The organism is Bacillus sp. AY18-3, assembly GCF_008042305.1.
Lineage (GTDB): Bacteria > Bacillota > Bacilli > Bacillales > Bacillaceae_G > Bacillus_A > Bacillus_A wiedmannii.
Genome location: NZ_QKQR01000051.1, coordinates 1 through 4,714 on the forward strand (window position 1 = coordinate 1; position 4,714 = coordinate 4,714).

The 4,714-nt window shown below is 32.8% G+C and carries 3 protein-coding genes; 2 read left to right on the forward strand and 1 reads right to left on the reverse strand.

What is annotated here, in order from left to right; all coding sequences use genetic code 11:
• Nucleotides 1-71: 71 nt before the first annotated feature.
• Nucleotides 72-3,020, reverse strand: coding sequence for a Tn3 family transposase (locus DM800_RS28375; protein ID WP_147788159.1), 2,949 nt, complete (start codon nt 3,018-3,020; stop codon nt 72-74).
• Between the two features lie 189 nt (nt 3,021-3,209).
• Here DM800_RS28375 and DM800_RS28380 point away from each other — a divergent pair, with 189 nt between their 5' ends.
• Both DM800_RS28380 and DM800_RS28385 read left to right on the forward strand, forming a co-directional pair.
• The gene (locus DM800_RS28380) at nt 3,210-3,836 is read left to right on the forward strand and encodes a recombinase family protein (RefSeq protein WP_098386518.1); all 627 of its coding nucleotides are present in this window, start codon (nt 3,210-3,212) and stop codon (nt 3,834-3,836) included.
• Nucleotides 3,837-4,562 carry a HEAT repeat domain-containing protein gene (locus tag DM800_RS28385; RefSeq protein ID WP_098214526.1) on the forward strand — a complete coding sequence of 242 codons (726 nt, stop codon included), beginning with the start codon at nt 3,837-3,839 and terminating at the stop codon, nt 4,560-4,562.
• Nucleotides 4,563-4,714: the final 152 nt, after the last annotated feature.

The following is a 4,714-nucleotide window of genomic DNA, read 5'->3' on the forward strand; positions in this document are numbered from 1 at the left end:
GGGGTACAGCCGAGATACGTGTAAAAATAGGTCATAGGCTTACTTTCATTTCCAACTATGACCTATTGAGCTTATATAGGGATCGTTTCTTCTATTGGTTGAGGAACTTTCTTTAAATCAATTACATAATCCCCAAAGCGTTTTATATGTCTAGTCATATAAGGACTTAGCGTTTCTAAATCTTGGCGTGCAAAGCGATAACCTTCTTTTTTTAGTTGCCATAAAATCATAGTGATATCCACTACATTTTGAAAAATTACGGAATTGGTGATTAAATCGTTGTATTTAATACGTTTTTCCTGTTCAATTGGATCGTTTTCCGTAATAATACCATCGCCACCAAAAAACAACCATTTTGAAAAACCATTATAGGCTTCTACTTTATTCGTACTAGCTGTAATTTGTTCACGTAATTTCATATCTGAAATATATTGAAGAAGAAAGATTGTTCGAATCACTCTTCCAAGCTCTCGAAATGCTTGATATAATCGATTTTTCTTACTGTTACTACTTAATTTTCTAAGAAGCGTCGAAGGTAAAATTTTTCCCTTTTTAATTGAAACAACCACTTGGAATAAGTCTTTCCAATGTGTTTCAATCACTCTCCAATCAATTACATCTTTAAATAAAGGGTCTATATGTTTGTAGTTTGTATGCTTATCTGGACGGAAAAATTTTAAATCTTTCCAATTGCGAATTCTAGGCATAAGATGAATTCCTAATAGATAGGATAAGGCAAATACAGGTGTCGATTGTCCTTGTGTATCCGCATGAAGAGTATCGGGTTGAATATCAGATTTATTTTTTAATAGCCCATCAATAATATATACCGCTTCCCAAACACCACAGGGGATAAAATGACTAAAAAGGGCGATATAATTATCCGCAACATGATGATAGGCAAGTCCTCCATATCCGCCATAACGGATGTGGTATTCTGATACTAAATTTTCTATATACATATCATGTTTCGTTCCATCAGCTGAAGCTACTTTTCCCGTTCCCCATAGTTTTGGTAGACTAAATGTATTATATTGATTTAAAACATCCTGAAGTGCCGTATTTAATTTCGGAATATGAATATGTCTACGATTCACAAAAGAAAGCATGTGAGCCGTCATCGTATTACGCATATGTTTGGCTGTTTGCGTTGGTCCTAAATTACATCCATATCCGAATGTAGTAACAATATAACGTTCCGTAGGATTTTCTAATTTAGGATCAGATCCGGATAAAGGACCAAAATGTCTTGTCCAATGAGTCCAATGTTCTACATTACAAAGTATATCTAATACGGTTCGCTCTGGTAAACGTTGTATAATTTCTTTTTCTAATAATTTACTACTTGTAGATACATTTCTTCGTGCTAATCGTTTTAAAATAGGTTCGCCATCTTCTGTTATAATCACTTGTCCGTTATTTGGATAATTTAAATCTACCGTATTGGCAACAGAAGTTAATTTGTGTTTTAGTTGTTTAACAAAATTAGTAGGAGATGAAGGGAAATTAAGTTCTTCGCAATACTCCTTAACTATCGGTTCGCATTCTTCCCAAGGTAATAACTGTTTCCTATAATCAGCGTATTTTTCAGAACCTTGTACACTTACGTCACCTGTCTTTAATTCGGAAGCCAAATAGGAAAATATACAAAGTTCCAGACGTTTACGATACAATAAATTAGAGTCTTTTCCAACTCGAAGAGTTTGTCTCCATTGCTCGTTTGCGAATGATAAATCAAGATTAGTAGGAAGCTGTTCTACTCTCCGATTTTCATTTAGCAACAAAAATTGTAAAGCTTTTATAAGAGAATCATCCTGAGTCGTTGAATCCAATTCTAATAATGAAATCAATCGAAATAGAGTCTTTCTGTGACTGTTATAGAACTTTTCTAATAAAGGAAGATAATTATTCCTGTTATACGCCGAAATGGCTAAGCAATCTTGTTGCAAAGAATCGATACCGCCTTTTTCTTCAAATAACTCCGTTATTTTACTTCCTATCATGTTCGTATCATCATGCGTATGAGTTGTATGTAAAACTTCACTCAATATAGAAATAAGGTTTTCACTTATAGAACGTTGCTGTTCTCGTAAAAGAGCTAATTCTTCTTTTCCTCTTTTATGTATCCTAGCAATCCTTTTTAAAAACATATCTATTAAATTATCTCTTGTTACAATTTGTGAACGATAAATAACAGACAATAACAACATATACCTTTTAGCCATATGAAAGTCTTTTATTTCCGATGCATCTAAAGCTAGTGCTTCTGATGCAAAGTGTTTAATTTTAGAATTTGGAATCTCTTTTAATAGTTCCTCGATGTTCGACATAAATGATGTAATAAAATCTAATTTATTTTGTAGCTCTTTCATATGAGAAATTGAGGGGCTTTTAGGAAGTTCTTTAAAATAATTAAAACCAGAATGCTTGGTTTCTTGCGAAGTATAAAGTAATTCTTCAAGTTTATGTTTTTCTTGTTTTGACAACCGAGTCATAACTGTGTGACACAATTGGTTGTTAACCAGTGTTCGTACACGACGAGAAAGTCTATCTAAAGTACTGAATGCTGGCAATTCATAGCGTTCTTTAATTAATTCTTCAATTGCAACATTAATTAAATCCGGAGGATGATCCATCACATGAGAAGCATGATAGATAGCCTTTGTAGCTACATGCAAAGCATCTTTTCCAAATGCATATACCTGTAAATATTGACGAATTTCTTTTTGATGTCGATACATCACTTTTGGATTGAATTTAAGTTCTATTTCATCAGATATATTAAGACATGATCGAATATGTTGAAGCACCATCGGTGGAATATCCTTAGGACGTGGAAAGTAGCCTAATCGTTGAAAAGACTTTAACATGACTAAACAAATAAAAACTGAACTCTCTCCACGTGCTACACGATGTGCAAATATATTTTCTTCATGTGTAATCGTATAAATTGCTGCAAGTTCTTTCTTAGTTAAGTTTTGTTTAAACCTGGGATATGCTGTACGTTCAACTGAAGTCAATCTCATTCCTCCTAGTTAGAATTACACCAAAGGTGGTTGCGGACTCTTTCATCTTACGATAAAGAGTCCGGCTTTGTCTATTATGGGTAGACCCTAATCATCCATCGGTCGGTTATTGAAAACACTCGCTTTCGATTGTATGATTAGGGTGTATGATAATAGGTTAGAAAATGAGGTGGATTTTTAAAAATGAAAATTGCTTATGCTAGAGTTTCAACTTTAGATCAAAATTTAAATAGACAAATACAAACATTAAAAGAATTTGGAGCGAAAAAAATATTTACGGAACAAAAATCTGGTGCATCTGTTCATAATAGAGAGGCATTTCAAGAGGCGCTACAATTTGTTCGAAGTGGAGATACATTTATGGTAGAAGCTATCGACAGACTCGGACGTAATTATGATGAAATTATTGAGACTGTTAATTATCTAAAGAGAAAGGAAGTAAAGTTAATTATTACTAGCCTACCTATTATGGCAGAAGCAATTGGAAATTCTTTGTTAGATAAATTCATCAAGGATTTAATTATTCAAATCTTGGCTATGATTGCGGAACAGGAACGAACAGAAACGAAAAGGAGACAGGCACAAGGAATTTCGATAGCCAAACAGAAAGGTGTCTATAAAGGAAGACCTACTATCTATTCTCCAACAGCAAAGGACCCTCAAAAAAGATTAGTATACAATCGAGTAGTTGAAATGTTAAATGATGGCGAAGCCATTTCTCATATTGCAAAAGAAAACGGTATAACTAGGCAAACTGTATATAGAATAAAGAACGCCATATCTAATTCAGACAGTTATATGGAGGTATAAATGAAAAGTTCGGATTCTCAATTAAAAAGCCGCGGGAAAATTACACTTGAAGATTTACAACATTATAATACTCACTCAAATCTTGAATTATTAGAAATGATTAAATCAAAAGAAGCATATAAAAGAACTATCGCTATAAAATTACTATCAGAGAAAAAGGATTTAAATGATAATTTGATTCGTTTGTTTCTTCAAACTCTTACACAAGAAAACAAACTTTATACAAAAATTGAATTATGTGACGCACTTTCAAAAGGTAATGTTCAGTCTGCTAAGATGATGGTCGAATATTTAGGGCAGATAGGCAATAATCAACATAAAGTATTACCTACTAATGGTTTCAATAAGAAAAGTTATCCTTTGCCGAGGGATATTATCGCTAGAACTCTAGCTCATATGAAAAAAGAGATTCTACCAATTTTATTGGATGTACTAAAAACAGATAATATTCTTGCAATTAGAGAAGTCATTGATGCAATAGGCTTTATGTGTTTTTACCAAAAACTACATTCAAACCATCAAATTATCGATGCACTTTTACTATGTTTAAAGGCCAATTTCAAAGATGATATTACTCGATGGAAATTGGTTAGAGCTTTTGAAAGTTTTAACGATATCAATGTTATTCACACTCTTTTGGACATCGAAAAAAATGATGATCAGCCGATTATAAGAAATGAAGCCAAAAGGTCCCTGAGAATAATAAATAGCCGAACTGGCAATTAAAAAATGACTTATCTATTGATAAGTCATTTTTATATCTCAATTATCAACAATATAATTTAACAAAGCCAAAAAAGAAAAAATCCGATTCCAAAACTAATTGGGAATAAAAGTAAGTCTATGACCTATTTTTACACGTATCTCGGCTGTACCCC

Excerpts from the sequence above, each read along its gene's own strand:
- DM800_RS28380 (WP_098386518.1), top strand. The coding sequence starts at position 3,210 with ATGAAAATTGCTTATGCTAGAGTTTCAACTTTAGATCAAAATTTAAAT.
- DM800_RS28385 (WP_098214526.1), top strand. The coding sequence starts at position 3,837 with ATGAAAAGTTCGGATTCTCAATTAAAAAGCCGCGGGAAAATTACACTT.